The 22,547-nt window shown below is 77.3% G+C and carries 16 protein-coding genes; 10 read left to right on the top strand and 6 right to left on the bottom strand.

The window, feature by feature from the left end; all coding sequences use genetic code 11:
* Window positions 1-38: 38 nt before the first annotated feature.
* Both ACZ3J7_RS10375 and ACZ3J7_RS10370 read right to left on the bottom strand, forming a co-directional pair.
* A complete protein-coding gene (locus tag ACZ3J7_RS10375) occupies window positions 39-2,936 on the bottom strand; it encodes an FG-GAP-like repeat-containing protein (protein WP_465618874.1) in 2,898 nt (965 codons plus the stop codon).
* Window positions 2,936-5,476 (bottom strand): S8 family serine peptidase, encoded by a 2,541-nt coding sequence (locus ACZ3J7_RS10370; protein WP_465618872.1) that lies wholly within the window; start codon window positions 5,474-5,476, stop codon window positions 2,936-2,938. The genes ACZ3J7_RS10375 and ACZ3J7_RS10370 overlap by 1 nt, the downstream gene beginning before the upstream one ends.
* 189 nt (window positions 5,477-5,665) lie before the next feature.
* Between ACZ3J7_RS10370 and ACZ3J7_RS10365 the strand changes: the two genes are divergently transcribed.
* A complete protein-coding gene (locus ACZ3J7_RS10365) occupies window positions 5,666-6,247 on the top strand; it encodes a DUF4232 domain-containing protein (RefSeq protein WP_465618870.1) in 582 nt (193 codons plus the stop codon).
* Window positions 6,248-6,259: 12 nt separating this feature from the next.
* Here ACZ3J7_RS10365 and ACZ3J7_RS10360 read toward each other — a convergent pair whose 3' ends face one another.
* Entirely contained in the window at window positions 6,260-7,399 is a 1,140-nt protein-coding gene (locus ACZ3J7_RS10360) for a C40 family peptidase (RefSeq protein WP_465618868.1), read from the bottom strand.
* Window positions 7,400-7,615: 216 nt separating this feature from the next.
* Between ACZ3J7_RS10360 and ACZ3J7_RS10355 the strand changes: the two genes are divergently transcribed.
* The 3 genes from ACZ3J7_RS10355 (at window position 7,616) to ACZ3J7_RS10345 (ending at window position 9,854) form a co-directional block, all read left to right on the top strand.
* The gene (locus ACZ3J7_RS10355) at window positions 7,616-8,347 is read left to right on the top strand and encodes a class I SAM-dependent methyltransferase (RefSeq protein WP_465618866.1); all 732 of its coding nucleotides are present in this window, start codon (window positions 7,616-7,618) and stop codon (window positions 8,345-8,347) included.
* 36 nt (window positions 8,348-8,383) lie between these two features.
* Window positions 8,384-8,752 (top strand): VOC family protein, encoded by a 369-nt coding sequence (locus tag ACZ3J7_RS10350; RefSeq protein ID WP_465618864.1) that lies wholly within the window; start codon window positions 8,384-8,386, stop codon window positions 8,750-8,752.
* Between the two features lie 109 nt (window positions 8,753-8,861).
* Window positions 8,862-9,854, top strand: a complete 993-nt coding sequence (locus ACZ3J7_RS10345; RefSeq protein ID WP_465618862.1) for a universal stress protein — start codon at window positions 8,862-8,864, stop codon at window positions 9,852-9,854.
* 102 nt (window positions 9,855-9,956) lie between these two features.
* On the opposite strand, the gene ACZ3J7_RS10340 is transcribed toward ACZ3J7_RS10345, so the two are convergent.
* Entirely contained in the window at window positions 9,957-10,919 is a 963-nt protein-coding gene (locus ACZ3J7_RS10340) for an FkbM family methyltransferase (protein WP_465618860.1), read from the bottom strand.
* 275 nt (window positions 10,920-11,194) lie between these two features.
* Here ACZ3J7_RS10340 and ACZ3J7_RS10335 point away from each other — a divergent pair, with 275 nt between their 5' ends.
* From ACZ3J7_RS10335 to ACZ3J7_RS10310, 6 genes are all read left to right on the top strand, one after another.
* Complete coding sequence (locus tag ACZ3J7_RS10335; protein WP_465618859.1) at window positions 11,195-11,776, top strand: hypothetical protein; 582 nt, start codon at window positions 11,195-11,197, stop codon at window positions 11,774-11,776.
* Window positions 11,777-11,786: 10 nt separating this feature from the next.
* Complete coding sequence (locus ACZ3J7_RS10330; protein ID WP_465618857.1) at window positions 11,787-13,934, top strand: glycosyltransferase family 2 protein; 2,148 nt, start codon at window positions 11,787-11,789, stop codon at window positions 13,932-13,934.
* Between the two features lie 72 nt (window positions 13,935-14,006).
* Window positions 14,007-15,116 (top strand): glycosyltransferase family 4 protein, encoded by a 1,110-nt coding sequence (locus tag ACZ3J7_RS10325; protein ID WP_465618855.1) that lies wholly within the window; start codon window positions 14,007-14,009, stop codon window positions 15,114-15,116.
* 82 nt (window positions 15,117-15,198) lie between these two features.
* On the top strand, window positions 15,199-19,773 hold the full coding sequence (locus ACZ3J7_RS10320; protein ID WP_465618853.1) for a glycosyltransferase: 4,575 nt from the start codon (window positions 15,199-15,201) through the stop codon (window positions 19,771-19,773).
* Window positions 19,770-20,384 carry a class E sortase gene (locus ACZ3J7_RS10315; protein ID WP_465618851.1) on the top strand — a complete coding sequence of 205 codons (615 nt, stop codon included), beginning with the start codon at window positions 19,770-19,772 and terminating at the stop codon, window positions 20,382-20,384. Before ACZ3J7_RS10320 ends, ACZ3J7_RS10315 begins: the two co-directional genes overlap by 4 nt.
* A gap of 289 nt (window positions 20,385-20,673) precedes the next feature.
* Window positions 20,674-21,396, top strand: a complete 723-nt coding sequence (locus ACZ3J7_RS10310) for a carbohydrate-binding module family 20 domain-containing protein (RefSeq protein WP_465618849.1) — start codon at window positions 20,674-20,676, stop codon at window positions 21,394-21,396.
* A gap of 95 nt (window positions 21,397-21,491) precedes the next feature.
* On the opposite strand, the gene ACZ3J7_RS10305 is transcribed toward ACZ3J7_RS10310, so the two are convergent.
* Both ACZ3J7_RS10305 and ACZ3J7_RS10300 read right to left on the bottom strand, forming a co-directional pair.
* Window positions 21,492-21,932, bottom strand: a complete 441-nt coding sequence (locus ACZ3J7_RS10305) for a hypothetical protein (RefSeq protein WP_465618847.1) — start codon at window positions 21,930-21,932, stop codon at window positions 21,492-21,494.
* A gap of 102 nt (window positions 21,933-22,034) precedes the next feature.
* Window positions 22,035-22,466, bottom strand: coding sequence for an ankyrin repeat domain-containing protein (locus ACZ3J7_RS10300; protein ID WP_465618845.1), 432 nt, complete (start codon window positions 22,464-22,466; stop codon window positions 22,035-22,037).
* Between the last annotated feature and the right edge of the window lie 81 nt (window positions 22,467-22,547).

The following is a 22,547-nucleotide window of genomic DNA, read 5'->3' as shown; positions in this document are numbered from 1 at the left end:
CCCGGTCCCCCACGTGTTCAGGTGGTCGTGCGCACGGCTCAGGAGAGCTTGTACGTCGTCATCTGGTGAATGCCGTTGTCGATCGAGAGGACGCCGCCGCCGAGCAGTCCGGCGGCCCGGTTGACGCCGAGGGCGTCGAAGTTGAGCGAGAGCATCTCCTCCTTGCCGTCGCCGTCCAGGTCGACGGCGAGGTAGTCGCGGCCGCCGCGCGCGGTGGCGGACCCGATCGAGGAGTGGAAGGCGTTGCCGTCGCCGACGATCGCCGGGTCGTAGGCGGCGAGGCCGCCCTCCACGCCGCCGACCAGCAGCTTCCGGCCGTCGGGGCCGGTGATGAACTGGGCGGTGCGCAGCGGCGCGGTGGTGGAGGTCCAGCGGTCCTCGCCGTTCGCGAGGTACTGGCGCAGCACGCCGAAGCCCATCTCCTGGAGGCCGTCGCCGTCCTCGCCGGTGAAGAAGTCGCCGTGCGACCAGGGGCCGCCCGCGACCTTCCGGTGCAGCACCTCGCCGGTGCGGCCGTCGCGGATCTCGGTGACCGACATCGGGCTGACCAGGTCGGTGCCGCCGCCGCTGACGCCGCCGGGGACGGCCGACAGGAGCCAGGTGTAGACGACGGCGTGGCCGTCGGCGTACGGGATCTTCGGCGAGGCGTAGACCGCGTGGTCGAGCAGCGCGCCGTGCAGCTTGCCGTCGACGGCCTCGGCGGGGGCCTTCGGGTCGGCCTGCCAGAGCGGGGTGCCCTCGGCGGCGTCCAGGGCGACGCCGTTCTGCACGGAGTCGCTCTTCCGCAGGGCGTTCACGCCCGCGTACTGGACGAACACCTTGCCCTCGGAGACGACGGCGTCGGAGAAGACCACCTCGCCGGAGCCGGCCGGGGCGGTGTGCGTCCACAGCGGGGTGCCGTCGCCCTCGTAGGCGCGCAGCGCGTCGGTCGGGACGAGGATCTCGGCCTTCCCGTCGCCGTCCAGGTCGGCCAGGGTGACCGAGCGGACGAACGCCCCGCCGCCGTCGATGGTGGTGAGCACCTTGCCGGTGCGGCCGTCGAGGACGGCGGTGGCGGTGTCGGCGGCGACCACCACCTCGGGCTTGCCGTCGCCGTTGACGTCGCCGGTGGCGACGGCGTGCACCTCGCCGGGGACGGTGGCCCGCCACAGCTGCTCGGGGGTGCCGGTGAGCAGCGAGCGCCCGGAGTAGGCCCAGACGCCGTCGGAGCTGCCGCCGGCCACGACGTCCTGGCGGCCGTCGCCGTCGAGGTCGGTGGCGGCGGCGTGGTCGAGGTCGCCCTGCAGCGGGGTGAGGCTCCTCTGCTTGCCGTTGCCGAGGTTGTAGGTGTGGACGTTCTGCTGCTGGTCGACGGTGCGCACCACGCCGCCGTCGACCTGCTGCAGGCGCGGCGAGGCGGCGGTGCCGTCGACCTGCCAGCGGACCTTGCCGTTGCCGTTGTAGGCGGTGAGCCTGCCGTAGCGCAGGCCGGAGACGTTCTCGGCGGTGTCGGTGGCGCGGCCGTCCTGGGAGCTGGCGACCAGCGTGTCGTCGACGATGTCGAGGGCCCAGGTGCTGGGGCCGTCGCCGGAGTCGACGCTGGGCTTGGTGGTGCTGGTCCAGCGGACGGTGGAGCCGTCCTTGCCGTCGAGCACCCGGATGGTGGTGGCGTTGACGTAGCCGTCGGGGCTGAAGGAGTCCTCGGCGACGGCGTACGCGCCGCCGTTCCCGCCGAGGTCGCCGATGGTGAGCGCGGTGGGCAGCACGTTGGTGCGGGTGTCGAGCACGGTGCGGGCACCGGTGGCCAGGTCGTAGCCGACCACGGAGTAGGCCAACTTCTCGGTGTAGTCGGGCTGTTCGAGGGCGACGACGCGGTGGCGGGCGGCGTCCAGCTCCAGCGTGCGGCCGAACAGGTCGCCGTCGGTCCGCCAGCCGGGGGTGCCGTCGGCGGTGTTCAGCACGAAGGTGGTACCGCGGCCGGGCGCGGTGGTGGTCCCGCGCCGGTCGAAGGAGACCGCGACCTTGCCGCCGCCGAGGTCGAGCAGGTCGCCCCAGGCGGCCGCGCCGGCCTCGCCGGTGTCGTACGTCCAGGTGGAGGCCGGGGTGAGCTTGCCGTCGGCGTCACCGAACCTGATCCCGGTCAGGGTGGCGGTGGCGGTCTTGGCGGCGCTGGTGTTCTGGCGCGGGGCGTCGGAGACCAGCAGGGTGCCGTCGACGATCCGGACGAGGGTGGTGGAGGCGTAGAGCTTGGACCACAGGGTCCTGCCGGTGGTGCCGTCGAGCACGGTGACGAAGGAGCCGTAGGTCAGCGTCGAGCCGGGCGAGGTGAACGGCCGGTACGGGTTGTCGCCGACCGAGGCGGCGATCACCAGGTCGGGCACGCCGTCGCCGGTCAGGTCGCCGGTGTCGTAGCCGCGTGCCGAGGAGGAGCTGAACGGGTTGACGAAGTTGAACGCCAGCGGGATGCGCGCCGGGTAGGGCTCGACGTCCCAGGGGCGCAGCGGCTTGACCTGCCAGTCGGCGTACAGCGAACTGTTGGTGCGGGCCCAGGCGGTGGAGCCGTCGGCCCTGTGCAGCTGGACGTTGCCGAGGCTGTGCACGGTGAAGTAGCCGCCGTCGGAGCCCGCGGGGGCGGTCGCGGCCACGCCGCGCACGCCCTCCAGGACGGAGCCGGCGGTGAACGTCACCGGCGCGTGCGCGTCCAGGTGGCTGCCGCTGCCGCCGGTGCCGCCGCTGCCCTCGGGGGCGCTGTCGGCGCTGTCGGAGGCGGTGGCCCGCGGGTAGGCGTCGGCGCTCAGCCGGGTCTCCAGGTCCTGGGCCTGCCGGTCGGTCAGCTTGATCACGCCGTCGGTCCCGGCGGCGGGGTCGGCGGCCAGCGCGTGGGGCGCGGCGGTCAGGGCGAGGCCGGCGGCGACCAGGGTGGCGGCGAGCCGGAGGGCGCGGCGGTGGGTGGTCATCACTTGGCTCCCTGGGTGAAGCGGATCGCCGAACCGTTGGTCAGCACGGCCTGGTCGAAGGAGTACTGGAGGGCGTCGGTGCCGGCCTGGTTCTCCAGGCCGACGGTGGCGCCGGAGCCCGCCCCGGGCACGTTCTGGTACTGGAAGGTGACGGCGCCGGTGGCCTCGTCGAACAGCACCTCGAAGCTGACCCGCTTCGCGCCGTCGGACACCAGCGGCACGTTGTCCCAGACCACGGCGAAGGTGCGCCTGCCCGGGGTGCCGGTGGTGGCGGTGCTGACGGTGGCCTTCCTGTCGAGGGTCAGGTCGTCCCAGAACGGGGCGACGACGCCGTTGGGCCGGGCGGGCGAGGGCAGCGCGGTGTTGGCGTAGTCGCCGATCCGCGGCTCCAGGAAGTCGACCAGCCCGTTGGTGGTGACGGCGGCGCTGGTGTACGTCACGCCGTACAGCGTCACCGGGAACGGCAGCGCGACGGTCTTGGCGTCCTCGTCGCCGCTGAGCGCGACCTTGCTGCTGCCCTTGACCCAGCCGTACGCGGCGGGGGCGCAGCTGGTGCCGGAGTCGTCGGTGCGGGCCGGGGTCCGCACGGTCTTCGTCACGTCGGCGGCGACGGCCAGCGGGCCGGTGGACACGCCGTTGCAGAGCACGGGCTGGGCGGGCTCGACGGTCAGCGTGTAGGCGCCCTCGGCGACCTGGCCCAGGCTGTACGAGCCGTCCTGGCCGGAGACCACGGGGGCGACGGGGGTGCCGGTGAGTTCGACGACGGCGCCGGCCAGCGGCTTGCCGGTGACGTCCAGGACGGTGCCGGTGACGGCGTGCCTGGCGACGGCGGTCATCGCCAGCGGGACGTCCTGCGGCTGCCCGGCGGCGACCGTCAGGCCGTTGAGGGCGAAGTCCGCGTAGCCGTAGCCGGAGGCGGCGACGTCGTAGCTGCCGGGGGCCAGCGCGAGGCGGTAGGAGCCGTCGGGGGCGGTGGTGACGGTGCGGGTACCGGTGGCGTCCGAGCCGATCCTGACGGTGATGCCCGCGAGCGCGGCGCCGGTGGCCCGGTCGGTGGCCCTGCCGGTGATGTTCACGGCGGTGTGCGGGGCCAGGTCGACGGACTTGAGGATGTCGAGCTTGCCCTCGCCCCAGACGTTGTTCATGCCGGGGGTGCCGCCGCAGTGGGTGTCGTCGACGTCCCGGGCGCCCTGGTCGAGCAGCGCGCGGGTGCCGTCGATGTCGCCGATCAGCGAGGGCGCGGCGGACCAGAGCAGCGCGACGGCGCCGGCCACGTGCGGGGTGGCCATCGAGGTGCCGGACTCCGCCATGTACGCCGAACCCGGCCAGGTGGAGCGGACGTTGACGCCGGGCGCGGATATGTTCGGCTTGGCCGAGCCGTCCACCAGGGACGGGCCGAAGCCGGAGAAGTTCGCGATCCTCCCGTTCGCGTCGTACGCGCCGACGCCGTACGAGGGGGCCTGCGAGCCGGGGGCGTGCGAGGTCGAGCAGGTGGTGCCGTCGCCGTCGTTGCCGGCCGCGAACGCCTCGAAGATGCCCGCCGAGTTCCAGGCCTCGACGATGTCCTGGTAGAAGGTGGTGTCGCCGCCGCCCCAGGAGTTGTTGACGATGTCCGGAGCCAGGTCGGGCCGCGGGTTGTTCCCGTTGTGGTCGGTCGGCGCGAGCATCCACTGCCCGGCCTTCAGCAGGTACTCGTCCGAGCACTGCGAGGACTCGCAGCCCTTGGCGGCGATCCACGTGGCGTTCGGGGCGACGCCGATGCCGTTCCTGGCGACCATGGTGCCCATCGTGTGGGTGCCGTGGCCGTTGTTGTCGCACGGGGTGCTGGGGGTGGCGCAGGTGCCGCTCGGGTCGTAGAAGTTGTAGTCGTCGGTGAAGGTGCCGTCGCCGTTGTTGCCTCGGTAGTTGGCGACCAGGTCGGGGTGGTCGTACTGGACGCCGGAGTCGACGTTGGCGATCACCACGCCCTCGCCGCGCGCGTCGTACTGCGCCCACACCTGGTCGGCCCCGATGTCCTTGACGCCCCACTCGGGCGTGCCGTCGCCCGCGTCGGTGGTCGCGGCCGTCGCGGCCCGGACGTCGTCCAGGTGGTACGTCCGCGCCTTCACGATCCGCCGCACGTCGGCGCGCTTCGCCAGTTCGGTGACCAGTCCGGCGCCGCCGGTGACCTGGACGGCGTTGGCGATCCAGTAGTCCTGGTGGCCGACCCTCCGCTCGTCCAGGAACTTCCGCAGCGGGGCCTGGCTGCGGGTGGCGGTGTCCTGGAGCTCTTGGAAGGCGGCCCGTGCCTTCGCCGCGTGCGAGCCCTTGCCCTTGGTCTTGCCGAGGTCGGCGCGGTCCTTCAGCACCACGAAGAACGTGGCGTCCTGCCCGCCCGCCACCGCGCCGGTCAGGGCCGGGTCGACCTGGGCGGCGGCGGACGGGGCGGGGGCGGCGGCCATCGCGGCGGGCAGCGGCGAGCCGGCCAGGCCGGCCGTCACGGTCAGCGCGGCGGTGGCCCAGAGGGCCGTTCCGCGCCGGGTCTGTCGGGGCAGGTGCATCGGGGAGTCCTCCAGGGAGGGAGCGGGGGATGCCCCGAAAGCTAGACAGCGGCCGTTACTGCGGAATTACAGGCTCCGCGGCCGCGCCCGGCCTGCGTTGATCCGTTGTTGATCCGGCTGCGCCAGCATGGCCGCACGCCGGGCCGGGAACGCCGCCCGGGCCGCCGAACGACGAGTGGGACGACCGACATGCACCTGCGCCACCTGCCCGCCGCCGTCCTGCTCCCGGCCCTGGGCCTCGCCCTCGCCGCCTGCGCCCAGCAGCCGCCCGCCCCGGCCGGTGCCCGGGCCGCCGCCGTGCCGCCCGCGCCCGCCGCACCCGTGCCGGCCACCACGACGGCGGCGGCGATCCCGGTCCAGGCGGTGCGCGACAGCGGCGGCCGCTGCACCGCCGACGACCTGCGCGCCACCGTCAGCGCGCGGAGCGGCGAGCGGGCCGCCGAGCAGATCGAACTGACCAACCGCAGCCCCACCCCCTGCACCATGACCGGCTACCCCGCCGTCGACCTGCTCAGCGACACCCGCGCCTGGACCCTCCCGCCGCGCCCCGGCGCCGGCGTCCGCACCGTCACCCTCGCCCCGAACGGCACCGCCCGCGTCACCATCGACTACCAGCCCCGCACCGGCCCCGCCCAGGACGAGTTCAAGGTCACCGGCATCGCCCTCACCCCGCCCGGTGACACCACCCCCCTCACCTTCCACTGGGAGGGCGCCAACCCGCGCCCCGGCACCGCCACCGCCCACGTCGGCCCGGTCACCGCCACCCCCTGACCGGCCTCCCGCTCAGCCCTGCGGCGCGGGCGCCGGGTCCGGGGCGGCGGCCGGGTCCGGCGCGGGCGCCGGGGCACCGGTCGGCGCGGGCGCGGCCGGCGCGTCCGGGTCGGGGCGGACGGCGCCCAGGACCGGCAGCATGGTGACGGGGGCGAGCTTGACCACGGTGCCGGTGTGCGGGGCGTGCACGACGGTGCCGCCGCCCAGGTAGAGCGCGACGTGGCCGGCGTCGCCGTGGTAGATCACCAGGTCGCCGGGGCGCAGGTCGCGCAGCGCGACGTGCCGCAGGTCCGCCCACTGCTGCTGGCTGGTGCGCGGGATCGGCCGGCCGGCGGCCAGCCAGGCCTGCGAGGTGAGGCCGGAGCAGTCGAAGGCGTCGGGGCCGGTGCCGCCCCACAGGTACGGCTTGCCGCGCTGGGCGAGGGCGAACTCGATCGCCTTGCGCCCGGCCTCGGACGCCCCGCCGCCGGGCCCGGCCAGGCCGGCCGCGAGCAGTTGCCGGCCGGCGCCGTCGGCGAGTGCGGCCTCGCGCCGCTCCAGCTGGCCGAGTTGCTCGGCGGTGGCGGTGGCCAGCAGCTGTTCGGTGCGGGCGGTGCTCTCCTTGGCGCGGTCCAGGGCCTGGTGGGCCTCGTCCGCGGCGGCGGCCGCCGACCGCTCGGCCTGCGCGGCCTGTTCGGAGGAGAGCACCATCCGGTTGCGGGCCTCGCGCAGGTCGCGCAGCACGGCGGCGGCGCTGCGCGCGTCGGACGCGGCGCGCTGGCGTCCCTCCAGGAAGTCCTCGGGCCGGTCGGTGAGGAACAGCCGGGCCAGCGTGCCGAGTCCGCCGTTGCGGTACTGCTCGGCGACCAGCCGGGCCGCCTCGGTCTGGGCGTCGGCGAACCGGCCGCGCTGCTCCTCGGCCTGCCGGGCGGCGTCCGCCGAGGCCTGCCGCCGCCGGGCCGACTCCGCGGCGGCGGCGGTGTAGTGCTGCTCGGCGACCTCGGTGGCGTGCCGGGCCTCGTCGACGTCCCGGGCCAGCCGGTCGAGCGCGGCCTCCGCTCCGGCGGGCGGCGGCGGGGCCGGGTCGGCGGCGGCCGGGGCCGCGGGGGTGAGCAGGAGCGTTGCCACCAGCAGGGCCGCGGCCCGCCAGGATCGGGGTGTGCCACGGGACACCGGTGTCCACCGTCCTCGGTCTGATGATCGGAAACCACCGACACTGTGGCACCGACCCCCGCCCGCCCCGGGGACCTCGCCTCCCGGGACGCCCACACTCACCCGCGCGGCCCAGCCCGCCGCCGCACCCCCGGCAAGCCGCCCGGGACCCGCCCGTCCGCCCGTCGTCCGCCTGTCGCCGCGCCGGATCGCGGGCGGGTGCGGCAGGGTGGGGGGATGAGCCTGATGGAGCAACCGGACTACGCCGTCAGTTCCGAGTTCTACGACCTGCTGCAGGCGGAGCCCGACCGGCGGCGGGCGGAGGACTGGTTCGCCGGGCCGGCGGACCGGGCCCGGCACGGGATCGTCGACTTCGGCGCGGGCACCGGGATCGTCACCCAGGTGCTCCTGGAGTCCTCGGGCGTCCCGGTGCACGCCGTGGAACCCGCCCCGGCCATGCGGACGGTGCTGATGTCCCGGGCGGCGGCGCTCGGCGCGGACCGGCGGGCCCGGTTGACGGTGCATCCGGGCCGGGCCGAGGAGGCCGGGCTGGAGGCGGTCGCCGACCTGGCCGTCGCCGCCAACGTGGTCGGCTGCGTGGAGCCGGCCGCCCGGCGGGCCCTGTGGCGGGCGGCGGCCCGGGCCCTGCTGCCCGGCGGGGTGCTGCTGTTCGACCCGCCGCCGACCGGAATGCCGGACGAGGCCGAGGAGTTGGCCGGTTTCGGTCCGGTCCGGATGGGGGCGGACAGCTACCGGGCCGACGTCACCCGGATCCCCGACCGGGGCGTGCTGCGGATGGTCTTCCACTACCGGGTGGAGCGCGCGGGCCGTTCGGTGCGCGGCGTCCGGGAGGAGTTCCCGATGTGGCCGGCCGATCCCGCCGTGCTGGCGGAGGAGACCTCGGCGGCGGGCCTGGAGCTCGTCCCCGCCCCGCACCCCGCCCTGCTGGCGGCCCGCCGGCCGGCCTGAGCCGCCCCGGGCCGGGCCGTCTGCCACAATCACCGGATGCTGACGATGGGTTCGGTGGTGCTGGGCGTGGCGGACGTGCCGCGCGCGGTCGCGTTCTGGACGGCGGCCCTCGGGTACGCCCCGCGCGGGGACGGCGACGAGCGGTGGGCGGTGCTGCTGCCGCCGCACCCGGGCGGGGTGCAGCTGGCGCTGGGCCGCAGCGCGAGCCCGGTCCAGGAGCATCCGCGGGTGCACCTGGACCTGTACGCGGCGGACGCCGCCGAACAGGCCGCCGAGGTGGAGCGGCTGGTGGGCCTGGGGGCCCGGCGGGTGGCGTGGGACAGCTACCCGCCCGACCCGGACTTCGTGGTGCTGGCCGATCCGGACGGCAACCGCTTCTGCGTGATCGACACCGCGCACGGCTGACCCCGCGCCCCGCCCGCGGGCGGGCCGGCACCCGGCATGACCGGCGCCTTCCGGGGTAGCCGCTCCTCGCCCCGGGCGGCAGACGGCCGTCCGAGCGCGAGAAGGGGACGTGACCACGGTGCAGAAGATCATGAGCGGGTACGACGGTTCCCCGGGCGCGCGGGCCGCGGTGCGGTGGGCGGGCGAGGAGGCCGCGCGGCGGGGCGCGGAGCTGACGGTGCTGCGGGTCTGGCCCTGGCTGGGTCCTTCGGAGCCCGACGGCCCCACCACCGACCCGGTCCGGCGGGCCGAGCACGCCGACCTGGAGGCGGTCGCCCTGGAGGTGGCCGCCGCGCACCCGGAGCTGGCGGTGGCCGTCCAGGCGGCCGCGGGCCCCGCCGCGGACGCCCTGGTGGACGCCGCCGAGGAGTACGACCTGGTGGTGCTCGGCTCGCAGGGCCCGGGCGCGATGGCCGAGTTGCTGGGCGGCTCGGTGGCCCTCGCCGTCGCCGGGCGGGCCGGCTGCCCGGTGGCGCTGGTGCGGGAGCGGCCCGCCGAGGAGGACGCCCCGCTCACCGAGCCGGAGGCCCACCTCACGGCCTCGGCCGCCCTCCCCGTACCGGAGGGCGCGTCGCTCACCGCCTCGGCCGGGCCGGACGTCGCGCTCGCGGTGGCGGAGCCCGCTCCGGCGGCGACGGCGCGGCAGAGCGAGGTCGTGGTGGGCGTGGCGGGTGAATCCTCGCTGCCCGCCGTCGAGTTCGCGCTCGCCGCGGCGGCCCGCTCGGGCGGCCGGGTGCGGGCGGTGCACGGCTGGGACATGGTGCCGTTCTGGGCCGGCGCGCCCGGCTGGGTGCCGCCGGACCCGGACGCCGACCGGCAGGGCGCGCGGATCGCCGCCGACCTGGACCGGATGCTGGACGCCGCCCGCGCCGCCCACCCCGGCGTCGAACTGACCGTCGAGGCCCCGCTGGGCGGCGCCGCCGACGGACTGCTCTCCGCCGCCGAGCACGCCGACCTGCTGGTCCTCGGCCGCCACCCGCACCTGCTGGGCAACCTCGGCGGCCTGGTCCACGCCGCCGTCCGCCGCAGCACCGCTCCGCTGGTGCTCGTCCCGCACGACTGACCCACCGCCCGCACCGGTCCGCCCCGACCCCGCGACGCGGGACCCGCCGCCCCCGACCCGCCCGCCGGGCCGGGGGCGGACCGCTGCCCCCACCGCGCCCGTTCAGCGCACCAGTCGGCCCCGGGCCCGGGGCCCGGCCCAGCGGGCGAGCAGCTCGCGGTCCTCGTCCCGGCCCGCGGCGACCACGTTGACCAGCCGGGCCCGGTAGGTGGGAGCGAGCAGCGCGGACGGGGCGCAGGCGGTGACGGTGTTCCGGGCGGCGTCCACCACGTGGACCTCCTCGTACGCCTCGGCCAGCAGCGCGGCGAACTCCTCGGCGTCCGCGCCGCACTCGGCCAGCTGCGGCGGGCAGAACTCGGCGAACAGCACCGGCCGGTCGCGCCGCAGCAGCCGGCGGGTCCCGCGCAGCGCGTGCACGTCGTAGCCCTCGACGTCGACCTTGAGCACGTCGACCCGGCGCGGGCCGCCGTGCTCGGCGAACAGTGCGGGCAGCCGGGAGTCCAGCGCGACCTGGCGGACCGTCAGCCCGTCGCCGCCCTGCGCCGCGACCCGGTGCAGGCCGATGTCCTCGGCCAGCCGCAGGGTGGTGCGGCCCTCGGCCGGGCCGACCGCGTGCGGCTCGACCCGGACGGTGAGGCCGGGACGGCCGGGGTTGCGGCCCAGGTTCGCGGCCAGCCGGGCCAGGTTGTCGGGGGCGGGCTCGTAGCAGACCAGCAGCCCGTCGGCGGGCAGTGCGCGGGCCGCCAGGCAGGCGTACACGCCGAGGTTCGCGCCCACGTCGACGACGGTGCGGCGGTGCGCGCACACCTCCTCGAACAGGTCGAGTTCGCGCTCCTCGTAGAAGCCGCCGAGCAGGCCCGCCGCGATCGACGCGCTGGCCGTCGGCACCGCCAACTCGGCGCCGCGGAACGGCGCCAGCACCTCGCCGTGGCCGTGCCCGGCCTGCACGCACCAGCGCATCACCCGCCCGGCCAGCGGCAGCCGGCCCACCGCGCTGCCCTTGAAGCACCACCGGCCCGCGCGTACCACCGCGTCCGCCGTCCGCCTGCGCAACTTCCCCGTCACCGGTCCCGCCTCTCCTGCGCGCCGCCGTCGACGCGCGCCGCTTCCGCTGTTCCGCTGTTCCGCTGTTCCGCCGATCAGGTACCGCCGATCGGCCCCGGCGGGGAGCGGCCACCCCGGGGCGGCGGTACGGACCACCCGGGCGGCTCAGCGGGCGCCGGGCCCTCCGGGTGAATCCCGTCGTGACGGTGCGTCAGCGAACCGGTGGCGGTCAATGGCTGTGCGGGCAGCCCGGGTGAACGCGCCCGGGTCCGAACCCCCTCCTGTCAGGAGCCCACATGACCAGTCCCCCCAGGGGCGTGCTGCGCCGCGGCGCGGTCGCCCTGCTGTTCGTCTCCGGCGCCGCGCTGGCCGCGCCCGCCCCGGCGGTGGCCGCACCGGCGTTCGACGCCCTGGCGCCCGCGGCGGGCAGCTACCCGCTCAGCACCGGCACGCTGAGCGCGTCCGGCCGGACCACCGGCCTCGTCCCGGGCAGCAGCGTCACCGTCTCCGGCGGCGGCTACCAGCCCGGCGGGACGGTCGAGTTGACCGTCACTCCGGGCGGCGCCTCGCTCGGCAGCGCCACCGCCGACGCCTCCGGCACGTTCACCAAGACGTTCACCGTGCCGGCCGGCACCTCCCCCGGCAGCTACACCATCCGGGCCACCGGCCCGGCCGCGCGCGGCGGCACCCAGGTCGACTCGCTGACCGTGCAGGTCGTCGGCAAGGGCGGCCGCCACCTGGCCGACACCGGTGGCGCCGCCACCGCCTCGGCCGGCTGGAGCGGCGGTGAGGCCGCGGGCGTCGCGGCGGCCGGGCTGGCGCTGGCGGCCGGTGCGGCACTGGCCGGCCGGCGGATCCACCGCAGGTCGCGCGGTTGAACGGGCGGCGATGACGCGACCCCCGGCATCCGCCCACGCGGTGACCGCCGACGGGCCGGTGGCCCGGGACTCCGCCGAGGAGTCCCGGGCCACCGGCCCCGGTCTGCCCACCGGCCCGACCGCGGCCCTGGCCGGCTTCCTGCTCGCCCTGCGCGGCCTGGCCGACCTCGGCCTGCACACCGCCGCCGGCCACCTCCTCGGCCCCGACCGCTACGGCGCGCTGGCCGCCCTCCTCGGCCTGCTCGCGGCGGTCGGCGTCGCGCTGGCCGCCGTCCAGACCGTGGTCGCCGCCGCCGTGCTGCGCGCGGGCGCCGCGACGGCGTCCGGCGGAACGGTGTCAGACGGGACGGCGTCAGGTGGTGCGGCGGGCGTCGTCGTCGATCCGCGGCCGCTGCTGTGGCGGGCCGTGCGGTGCGCGGCGCCCGTGGTGCTGGTCGCCGGGGCGGTGGCGGTTCCGGTGGCGGGGCTGCTGCGGCTGTCCGGGCCGCTGCCGGTGGTGCTGACCTCGGCGGCGCTGGTGCCGGGCACGGCGGTGGCGGTGCTGTGGGCGCACGCGGTGGGGAGCCGGGGGCCGGTGGCCGCGTCCTGGCCGCTGCTGGGCGGGGCCTGCGTCCGGCTGGCGGGGGCCGGGTTCGCGCTGTGGTGCGGGGCGGGGGTGGGCGGGGTGCTGGCGGCGACGCTGGTCGGCGAGTGCGTGACCGCCGCGCTGCTGTTCGTCCGGCTGCCCGCGCGGCGTCCCGGTGCCGGGACGCTGCGGGTCGAACCGCGGGTGCTGGTGCGGTCGGTGACCGGGTTCGCGGGGCTGTGGGTGCTGACGGGAGCCGATCTGCTGTGCGCCCGGCACTGGTTGAGCGGCGCGGCGGCCGGCGGGTACGGCGCGGGCGCGCAGCTCGCCAAGGCCTCGCTGGCCTGCGCGAACCTGATCGTGCTGCTGCTGCTCGGCCGGTTGGCCTCCGCGGACCGCCGCACCGCCGCCCGGGCGCTGGCCCGGGGGCTGGGCGCGGCCCTGCTGGCGGGGGCGGGCACGGCGCTGGTGCTGATGGCGGGCGGCGCCACCGTGCTGCCGCTGGTGTTCGGTGCCGGTTTCGCCGTCGGCCCGGGGCTCGGCCTGCTGCTCGGGATCGACGCGACGGCGCTGCTGGTGCTGACCGTGCTGCTGCACTACCGGGCCGCGCACGGCGGCGCCCCGCTGGGCGGTTGGGCGGGCGCGGTGGCGTTCCCGCCGCTGCTGGCGTGCCTCCCGGCCACCGCGCAGGGCATCGCCGCCGCGCACGCGCTGGCCGTCCTGCTGGCGGTGGCCTGCGCGCTGCCCGGCACCGGCCTGCGCCTGGGCGCCGCCGGGCCGGCCCTGCCGGCCGCCCGGACGGAGCCCGCGGCCGTGCACGAGATCGACCGGGTTGCCCGGGTCGAACTCAGCGTGGTCGTCCCGTACTACAACCCGGGCCCGGCGGTCGCCCGCCACCTGGCCGGGCTGCTGCGCGTGCTGGACCGGCACGGCGCCAGCTACGAGGTGCTGGCCGTCGACGACGGGTGCACCGACGGCAGCGGCCGCCGGGTCGCCCGGCTCGGCCACCGGCGGCTGCGCCGGCTCGGGCACGCCGCCAACCGGGGCAAGGGCGCCGCGCTGCGCACCGGGTTCCGGCAGTGCCGGGGGCGCTGGATCGCCTTCATCGACGCGGACGGCGACCTGCCCGCCGAGCTGCTGCCCGGGCTGCTGGACGCGGCCCGCCGCGACGGCGCGGACGCGGCGGTCGGCGTCAAGCGGTTGCAGCACGGGCGGGTCCGGCAGGTGTGCTCGGGGGCGTTCCGGCTGCTCGCCCGGGTGCTGTTCCGGCTGCCGGTGCGCGACACCCAGACCGGGCTGAAGGTGTTCCGCCGCGAGGCGCTGGCCGGGGTGCTGCCGCTGTGCCGCGAGGACGGCTTCGTCTTCGACCTGGAGCTGCTCGCCCTGCTGCACCGCCACGGCCACCGCCGGATCGCCGAGGTCCCGGTCACTGTCCGCCCCCGCACCGGCAGCACCGTCCGCCCCAGCACCGCCCTGCGGATGCTCGCCGAAGCCCTCCGCCTCGGCGCCCGCCTCCGCCTCACCCCCCGCCGCCCCGCCGCCACCGCCGACCCCCGGCCCGTCCTGCGCGCCCTCCCCGACAACGCGGGCTGACGCACCACCAGCCCTTCCCCTCCCCTCCGATCCACTCCCCTCCCATCCCGTCCCACGAGCCGAGCCGAGGCCATGCGCATCTGCGTCTTCAACTGGAAGGACACCGCCCACCCCGAGGCCGGCGGCGCCGAGGTGTACACCCACGAGGTGCTCACCCGGTGGGCCGCCGACGGGCACCGGGTGACGCTGGTGACCGCCGCCGTGCCCGGGGCGCCCGGCCGGGAGTCGCGGGAGGGGGTGCGGATCGTCCGCGGCGGCGGCCCGCTGGGCGTGTACCGGGCGGCGCGGCAGTGGTACGGGGCGCACGGCGCGGGCCGGTTCGACCTGCTGGTGGACGAGGTGAACACCCGCCCGTTCGGCTGCGCCGCCTGGTCGGCGGGAACACCGGCGGTCGCGCTGGTGCACCAGGTGGCGCGGGAGATCTGGGACGCCCGGTTCCCGGCGCCGCTGTCCTGGCTGGGCCGGTACGTCGCCGAGCCGCACTGGCTGCGGTCGCTGCGCGGGACGCCGGTGCTGACCGTCTCGCCGTCCAGCCGGGACTCGCTGCGCGCGTACGGCCTGCGCGACCTGCACCTGGTGCCGGAGGGGCTGACCCGGCGGCCGCGTCCGGCGGTGGCGCGCGAGCAGGCGCCGACGGTGCTGTTCGTGGGGCGGCTGTCACCGGTGAAGCGGGTCGACCACGTGCTGGCGGCGTTCGGGTTGCTGCGCCGGCGGATGCCGGCGGCCCGGCTGTGGATCGTCGGCGACGGCCCGGAGCGGGCCCGGCTGGAACGGCTGGCCCCGCCCGGGACGGTCTTCCACGGGCGGGTGCCGACCGCGCGGCGGGACGAACTGCTGGCCCGGGCCCACGTGTTGGTGGCGACGTCGATCCGCGAGGGCTGGGCGCTGGTGGTGGACGAGGCCGCCGCGATGGGCACCCCGACGATCGGCTACCGCCGTCCCGGCCTGTGCGACTCCGTCCCCGCCGCGGGCGGTCGGCTGGTCGCCCCGCACCCGGCCGCGCTGGCCCGGGAGCTCGCCGAGCGGCTGCCCGGGCTGGTCGCCGCCCCGGCGCCGACCGGCTGGGCGGGCGGCGCGCTGCCCTGGGACGAGGTCGCGGAGGCCGTGCTGCGCACCGCCGTCGAGGCCGCCGCGCTCTCCCCCCGCCTCGCCCCCGCCGCCCCGGGCGGTGCCCCGCGATGAACGCCCCCGCGTCGCACTCCCCCGCGCCGTACGCCCCCGCGATGAACGTCCCCGCCCTCCGTGTCCCTGGTGGTGTCCGCCGATGACCGCGCTGCTCCCCGTTCCCCGTCGTCGTCCCGCCGCCGTCGCCCCGCCGCGTTCCGCGCGGCGGGTGTGGCGGGCCGTCCGGGGCGTGGTGCACCGGCACCGGGACGGGCTGGTGCGGCTCGGGCTGCCGGGGGTGCTCGCGGCGGTGCTGCCGCTGCTGTGGTTCCGGCCGGGACGGGAGTTCGCGACGGGGGACGTCGGGCCGTTCCGGCGGGCGGCGCTGGGGGCGGAGCTGGGGAGCGTCTGGGGGCACCAGATCACCGGGACCGGCGGGCCCTCGTACGAGGTGGTGCGGCTGCCGGACCTGCTGCTGGTGCGGGGGTGCGGGCTGCTGGGGCTGGGCCCGGGCGTCGCGCAGGCGGTGTTGTACGCGCTGGTGCTGGCGGGGGCGGCGACGGGGGCGGCGCGGCTGGCGTCGGTGTGGCTGCGGCACCCGCTGGCGGCGGCGACGGCGGGGCTGCTGGCGGTGGTGAACGTCTACACGCTGGTGTCGCTGCTGAACCCGCTGCCGGTGCTGGCGACGGCGCTGGTGGCGTGGTTCGGCGGTCACCTGCTGCACGCGGCCGCCGGGCGGCGGGTGCGGGCCCGGACGGTCGCGCTGACCTCGCTGCCGCTGTGCTACCTGGGGATGAACCCGCCGCTGCTGGTGGTGACGGCGGGCGCGGTCGCCGTGCTGGCGGCGGTCGCCGCGCCGCTGACCGGCGGGCGGTACCGGCCCGTGCTGCTGCTGGTCGGACGGGCGCTGCCGCTGCTGGTGCTGGCGCAGCTGTGGTGGCTGCTGCCGCAGGCGGTGACGCTGGCGGGCGGCGGGGCGGGGGCGGACTTCAGCGCGCAGACCAACGTGCGGGCCTGGGCGTGGACGCAGGTCCGCAACACGCTGCCCGACATCCTGGCGCTGAACGCGCACTGGGGCTGGACGCACGCCGAGTACTACCCGTTCGCGGCGGCGGTGGACCGCGCGCCGTGGGGCGCGGCGCGCTGGCTGCCGGCGCTGCTGGCGCTGGCGGGCGCGGTGCTGCCGCCGGGGCCGCGCCGCACCCGGTGGGCGCTGCGGGCGGTGGCGGGGGCGACGGCGGTGCTGGTGCTGCTGTGCAAGGGGCTGCACCCGCCGCTGGCGGCCGTCAACGGGTGGCTGTACGCGCACCTGCCGGGGATGTGGCTGTTCCGCGAGCCGATGAGCAAGTTCGGCGTGCTGCTGGTGCTCGCGGTCGCGGTCCTGGCGGGCGCGGCCGTGCAGCGCGCCCTGGACGCCGACCGGAGGTCGCTGCGCGCGGCCGCCGCCGTGCCGGTGGCCGCCGCGCTGGCCTACCCGTGGCCGCTGTGGACGGGCGCGGTGGTCACCCAGGCGCGGCCGCCGCTGCCGTCCGCGTCGGTGGCCGTCCCGGCGGACTGGCAGCGGGTCGCGGACGCGGCGAACCGCTCGGCCGCGCCCGGGAAGGTGCTGGAGCTGCCGTTGCAGGGCTACTACCAGGTGCTGACCGACTGGGGCTTCCACGGCGTGGACGACGTGCCGCGCGGCCTGCTGACCCGGCCGCTGCTGCAGCGGCTGCCGGGCGGCTACTTCGACAACGCGTCCGGCCCGGCCCGGCTGCTCGCCCTCGCCGAGGACGGCCTGGCCGCCGGGGACCGGGACGGCGCGGACGCGGCGGCGGGCGCGCTGCGGGCGCTGGGCGTCGGCCAGGTGCTGGTCCGCCGCGACCTGCGGACGACCGCGGGCGACGCGCCCACCGCCGACCCGGCCGCCCTCGCCGCCGCCCTGGACCGCCTCCCGGGGGCCCGCCGGACCCTGGCCACACCGGTCGCCGACCTGTACGAACTCCCGTCCGCAGCAAACGAGTTGGGCGATGAGGGCGGGCTGCTGCTCGACCCGGCGGCCGACCCGCGCACCACCGCCGGGGCCGCCGCCCTCGGCGCGGCCACCACGGCCGACCCGGCCGTACCGGTGGACGCGGCCCGGCTGGCGTTCACCGCCCCGGGCGGCGCCGCGCTGCACCTGCGAGCCGGCGGCGGCCCGTACGCGGCGCGCGCCGACCGGACGGCGGGCACCGCGTACCTGCCCGAGCGCACCGCGGACGGGGTGCGGCTGACCGACGCGGGCCGGGCCGCCGTCGACGGCGCCGCGCTGCCGGCCGCGCCCGAGCTGCGGTTCGACCTGCCCGCCGGGGCGACACCGGCCGCGCTGCTGGTCGGTCCGGAGGTGCTGCCCTGGGAGCCGGGCCGCCCGGTGCCGGTCCGCCCGGGCGACCGGGTCGCGGCCGCCCTGGCCGACGGCCCGGACCTGACCGGCCCCTCGGACGCCCAGGCCGACGGCGGCTGCGGCGGCGCCACCACCCGTACCGAGGAGGGGAGTTGGGAGCTGCGGGCCGAGCCGGGCGGCAGCGCCTGCGTCCGCCTGCCGCTGGCCGGGGCGGCCGCCGACGGGCTGCTGGAGGTCGCCGTCGAGTACCGGGGCAGCGCGCCCCGGATCTGCCTGTGGCAGGACGGCCCGGGCAGTTGCGCGGTCGAGCGCCGGCTGCCCGCCGCCGCCGACTGGCGGACCTTCCGCACCGCGCTGCGGCTGGCCCCCGGCACCACCGGCGCGGTGCTGTACGGGTACGCGGACGCGGACGGCGCCCGCCCGGCCGACGCCGCCTACCGGGCCGTGGACGCCACCGCGCTGGGCGTCGTCGCCGGGGCCGGCGCCGCCGCCGACCCGGTGCCGCTACCGCTCGGGCCGGGCGCCCACCGGGTCACTGCCGACCCGGGCCTGCCCGCCGCCGGACCGCCCGCGTTCAGCGCCCTGCAGGACTGCGGCCGCACCGACGGGCGCGGCTTCGCCGAGGCCGGCCTGACCGCGACGGCGCTGGGCACCGACGGCGTCCGGCTCACCGCCCGCGCCCACACCGCGTGCGTCAGCGTGCCCGTCGACACCTTCGAACCCGGCACCGGCCACCGGCCCGGCAGCTACCGGCTGACCGTGGACTACCGCACGCTGAGCGGCAGTCCGGCCCGGCTGTGCCTGTGGCAGGACGGCCCCGACCGGTGCGCCGAACTGCCGCGCACCGCCGATGGCCCGCGATGGCACACCCTGGAGACGGTGTTCACCCCGCCCACCGGCGTCCGCGCCCTGGCCCTGTTCCTGTACGCCGACGGGGACGACGCGGGCCGCACCGAGGTCGAGTACACCGGCCTGCGCCTCACCCCCGTCCTGCCGCTGACCGTCCGGGTCGACTCCGCCGCCCCCGCGCCCGCCCCGGTGGCCGCCGTACCGGACGGCGCCGGGCGCTGGCGGGCCCGGCTGGCCGGCGTCACCGGGCCGGTCGCCGTCACCCTGCCGGACTCCGCCGACCCGCGCTGGGAGCTCACCGGCCTGCCCGCCGGCTGGAGCGCCCGTCCGCTCACCCTGGACGGCTACCGGGCCGGCTGGCTGGTCGACGGGCACGGCGACGCCGAGCTGCGCGTCGCGTTCGGGCCGGACCGCTGGTGGCGGCCGGCCGTCGGGCTGTCCGCCGCGACCGTGCTGGCCTGCGCGAGCGTCCTGCTGCCGGGCCGGCGCCGCCCCTCCCGCGCCCCCGCGCCGCTCCCCGTCCCCGCTCCGGCCCCCACTCACGACAGCGACTCCGCCCCCGCCCCCGCTCGCGCTCACGCTCACGACACCGACACCGACACCGACACCGACACCGAGAGGCTCCCGATGCCCGCCGACCCGCCCGCTCCGCCTGCGCCCTCCGACCCGTCCGACCCGCCCCGGATCGCCGTGGTCGTCCCCACCCGGGACAGCGCCCCGCAGATCGGCCGGCTGCTCGACTCGCTGGTGCAGCAGCGCGACGGCCTGGAGGTGCTGGTCAACGAGGACGCCCGGACCGGCCAGCCGCTCGCCCCCGCGCTGCCCGCCTTCCACGCCCGCGGCCTGGACGTCCGGCTCGCCCGCGACAACCCGTCCCGGGCCGCGGGCCGCCGCCGGGGCGTCCGGTTCACCAGCGCCGCCGTCGTACTGCACCTCGACTCCGACATGACCGCCGGGCCCGGGCTACTCGCCGAGTGCCGCCGCCTGATCGAGGACGAGGGCTACGACGCGCTGGTGATCCCCGAGGTCTCGGTCGGCGAGGGCTTCTGGTCGCGCTGCAAGGTGCTGGAGAAGCGCTGCTGGGACGGCGACCGGGCCGTCGAGTCGCTGCGCTGCCTGCGCCGCGAGCTGTACGACCGGGTCGGCGGCCACGACGAGGAACTGGTCTGGTCCGAGGACAAGGACCTCGACCTGCGGGTGCGCGCCGCCGGCGCCCGGATCACCACCACCCGCAGCGTCCTGATCCACGACGAGGGCCGCACCACGCTGCGCGCCGCGATGCGCAAGAAGGCTCACTACGCCGCCACCGCCGGACGCTACGCCGCCCGCCACCCCCGGCACTTCGCCGCCCAGGCCGGTCCGTGGCGGCTGCCCGTGCTCGCCGCCCGCGCCTGGCGGCTCAGCCGCGACCCGCTGTTGACGGGCGGTCTGCTGCTGCTCAAGACCTGCGAGTTCGCCGCCGCGGGCACCGCACTGCTGGCCGCCGCCCTGCCCGGCGCGCACCGCGGCGGCGCCCGCGGATGAGCACCGCCCCGCGTTCCGTCATCGCCCCGCTCGCCGCCGCCCTGCTGCTGGCCTGCGCCGCCGCGCCCGCGTACGGGCCGGGCGCGCCGGCCGCCGTCCCGCCGCCCGCGGCCGCCCCCGCGGCGCCCGCTCCCGTCGCGCCCGTCACTCCCGTCGCGCCCGGGACCGAGCTCGGCACCCTGACCATCCCTCGGCTCGAACAGCTCGGCCTGTCCGCCCGTTTCACCGTCCGCGAGGGCGTCGAGCGCGACACCGTGCTCGACGGCGGTGCCGTCGGCCACTACGAGGACACCCAACTCCCGGGCGAGCAGGGCAACCTGGGCCTGGCCGCGCACCGCAACGGCCACGGCGAGCCGTTCCGCCACCTCGACCGCCTCTCCCCCGGCGACCAGGTGGTCCTGCGCACCCCCGGGGGCACGTACACCTACGTCCTGGACCGGGAGCTCCCCGAGACCGGCGCCGACAACTACGCCGTGCTCGACCCCGTCCCCGCCCAGGCCGGCTACACCGCCCCCGGGCAGTACCTCACCCTGACCACCTGCACCCCCGAGTTCACCTCCCTGTACCGGCTGGTCTGGTGGGGCCACCTGATCTCCAGCACCTCAGGATGAAAAGTTTTGCGTCACCTTACAGAAAGCCTTTCATGACATCCGGATGTCGCGGGGCGAACGGGAGGATGCCACCGCCCCCTCCTCCCGTTCGCCCCGCGCCGCCGACCAGCAGGGGAGCATGGCGTTCACTACTTGAACGAAAAATGCTGAGTGAACCCACACGATGACCTGAACTTGACGGCGATCATGGCCGGAGGGCGGAATCCGTGGCTTCTTCCGTTGATCTCATGTTGTGATCAACGGGTGCTGACACCGCGTCAGCACCGACGGAGAAGAGACGGGAAGACCCATGACCGCCGTACCGCCCCGCACCGCCGCCACCACCTGGTGGCGTCCGCTCCTGCTCGTGGCCGCCCTGCTGACCGGGCTGCTCGGCATCGCCGCGCCGGCCGGCGCCGCCACCGCCGAAGCGACCGTCCAGGTCACGGTCTCCGCCCTGACCAACCCCGGCGACACCGTCCTGATCAGCGGGAACACCCCGGAGCTCGGCAACTGGAACCCGGCCTCGGCCGTCCCCCTGCACACCACCGCCCAGAGCTACCCGTCCTGGACCGGGTACATCCAGATCATCGAGGGCAGCACCGCGCAGTACAAGTACCTGATCCGCAGTAGCACCGGGGCGGTGACCTGGGAGAGCGTCCCGAACCGCACCGTCACCCACTCGACCACCACGGTCACCGCGATCAACGACCGCTGGAACGTCGGCAGCGGCGCCCCGGTCGCCTCGACCTTCCGCGTCACCGCCACCACCGCGTACGGGCAGGGCCTCTACCTGTCCGGGAACCTCGCGGAGCTCGGCGGCTGGAACCCGGCCTCGGCGGTCCCGCTGACCACCGGCTCCGCCACGTACCCGACCTGGACCGCCGGCCTGCAGCTGCCGCCCAACACCCCGGTCGAGTACAAGTACCTGATCAAGTCCCCCGACGGCAGCGTGGTCTGGGAGGGCGGCGCCAACCGCACCACGACGACCCCGGCCACCGGCACCTTCACCGTCACCGACAGCTGGCACTGAGCACCGCCGCGAAACCGCGAAACCGCGGCACCGACCGCCCGGCACCGGACCGCGACGTCCGGCGCCGGGCGGTCGGGCCCGGTCAGGAGGCCCGGTCAGGAGGCCCGGTGGTCGAGGGCGGGCAGTCGGACCACGAGGTCGGAGGGCCCGGTGACGGCGCGGGCGTCGACGGGGCGCAGACCGGCGAAGGCGCAGGCCTGGGCGATCGGCCGGTGCCGGTACAGGTAATCGGCGAGGACCTGCCCGGGCGCGCCGTGAGGCGTCGGGCCGCCGCCCGGATGCAGGTCCCAGCCCTCGACCGCGCCGTCGCGGACGGTGGCGCCCTGGTTGCCGCTCTTCGGATTGACGTAGAGGCCGTAGCCGACCGTGCCGACGGTCAGTCGGGCCAGCACGCCCGGGGTGGACGGGGTGGAGCCCCACGGCTGGGTGACGACGCAGCCGCCCGGGACGGTCGTGACGCCGACGATCAGCAGCGCCTCCTCCTCGTCCCACTCGTACGGCCGGGCGAGGAACCCCGCCAGGAACCCCTCGGACACGGGCGCCGCACCCAGGCGGCGGACCGCTTCGGCGGCGTCGATGCCCGCGACGCAGGCCAGGCCGGTGCCCTCGTAGTGGAACTCCCCGAGTGCGTCGATGAGTTACCGGGCCGTGCGGACCTGCTCCCGTTCGGCCTCGGTCAGTTCGGCCGGGGGGACGGCCGCTCCCGCTCCGGTGGCGGGGAGCGCGAACAGGCCGGGGTCGGGCCCGGCCAAGGCGAGGCGGGCCGCCGACCAGCCGCCGAGCTGGGGACGCCGGGGGTCGGCGCCGGCGGCGACCAGGGCCCGGGCGTTCTCCGGGCGGCCGGCCAGGACGGCCGCCCACAAGGCGGTCGTCCCGCCCTGCGACGCGTCCACGTCCGCGACCCGGGCCGCGAGTTCGGCCACCGTCTCCGGGGAGCCGTGGGCCGCCGCCAAGTGCAGCGGGCGGGCGCCACCGCCGTAGTCCTCCGGATCCGCGCCCGCGTCGAGCCGGGCCCGGACCGCCGCGTGGTCGCTCCAGCCCTCCCACCGGATCCCCGCCCAGCCCGTCATCGCGCCCCTCCGGTCGATTCCGTCCGCACGTCCGCACACTGTCGCAGTCCGCTCCGACAACCGCTCGGCCGGGGCGGGCGA

The organism is Kitasatospora sp. NPDC015121 (assembly GCF_055562955.1).
The sequence above is the reverse complement of the archived record's forward strand: the minus strand, read 5'-3'. Positions and strand labels throughout refer to the sequence as shown.

Bases quoted from the DNA above. Each gene is read 5' to 3' on its own strand.
- ACZ3J7_RS10375 (WP_465618874.1), bottom strand. From the start codon at position 2,936: ATGACCACCCACCGCCGCGCCCTCCGGCTCGCCGCCACCCTGGTCGCC.
- ACZ3J7_RS10370 (WP_465618872.1), bottom strand. From the start codon at position 5,476: ATGCACCTGCCCCGACAGACCCGGCGCGGAACGGCCCTCTGGGCCACC.
- ACZ3J7_RS10365 (WP_465618870.1), top strand. From the start codon at position 5,666: ATGCACCTGCGCCACCTGCCCGCCGCCGTCCTGCTCCCGGCCCTGGGC.
- ACZ3J7_RS10355 (WP_465618866.1), top strand. From the start codon at position 7,616: ATGAGCCTGATGGAGCAACCGGACTACGCCGTCAGTTCCGAGTTCTAC.
- ACZ3J7_RS10350 (WP_465618864.1), top strand. From the start codon at position 8,384: ATGCTGACGATGGGTTCGGTGGTGCTGGGCGTGGCGGACGTGCCGCGC.
- ACZ3J7_RS10335 (WP_465618859.1), top strand. From the start codon at position 11,195: ATGACCAGTCCCCCCAGGGGCGTGCTGCGCCGCGGCGCGGTCGCCCTG.
- ACZ3J7_RS10330 (WP_465618857.1), top strand. From the start codon at position 11,787: ATGACGCGACCCCCGGCATCCGCCCACGCGGTGACCGCCGACGGGCCG.
- ACZ3J7_RS10325 (WP_465618855.1), top strand. From the start codon at position 14,007: ATGCGCATCTGCGTCTTCAACTGGAAGGACACCGCCCACCCCGAGGCC.
- ACZ3J7_RS10320 (WP_465618853.1), top strand. From the start codon at position 15,199: ATGACCGCGCTGCTCCCCGTTCCCCGTCGTCGTCCCGCCGCCGTCGCC.
- ACZ3J7_RS10315 (WP_465618851.1), top strand. From the start codon at position 19,770: ATGAGCACCGCCCCGCGTTCCGTCATCGCCCCGCTCGCCGCCGCCCTG.
- ACZ3J7_RS10310 (WP_465618849.1), top strand. From the start codon at position 20,674: ATGACCGCCGTACCGCCCCGCACCGCCGCCACCACCTGGTGGCGTCCG.
- ACZ3J7_RS10300 (WP_465618845.1), bottom strand. From the start codon at position 22,466: ATGACGGGCTGGGCGGGGATCCGGTGGGAGGGCTGGAGCGACCACGCG.